The organism is Monashia sp. HAY1-5C, from assembly GCF_056755255.1.
The window spans coordinates 1-228 of record NZ_JBPGXG010000923.1 but is presented as its reverse complement, the minus strand read 5'-3'; the positions used below and the strand labels follow the sequence as shown (position 1 = coordinate 228).

The following is a 228-nucleotide window of genomic DNA, read 5'->3' as shown; positions in this document are numbered from 1 at the left end:
CATCGATGCGCTCGAGGGTGTCGCGGTGCGGCCGTCGAGCCTGCGGGCCGGGTTCGACGCGGTCCTCGCCGCGGTGTTCGCGGAGGCGGAGCTCGAGGTGCCGGCGGTGCCGCCGTCTGCCGCGGGGGGCCGGCACGGCCGTCACTTCCCGCAGCTCGCCTTCCTGCTCGCCGAGATGCAGGTCCTCGCGCGACGGCACCCGGGGGCGACATGGTGACGGCCGTGCCG

The 228-nt window shown here is 76.8% G+C and carries 1 protein-coding gene; it reads left to right on the top strand.

Features of this window, described 5'->3' with window-relative positions; all coding sequences use genetic code 11:
* A partial coding sequence (locus ACR9ZK_RS23950) for a Phenylacetic acid catabolic protein (RefSeq protein ID WP_481344385.1) occupies positions 1–217 on the top strand: 217 nt, incomplete at its 5' end.
* Between the last annotated feature and the right edge of the window lie 11 nt (positions 218–228).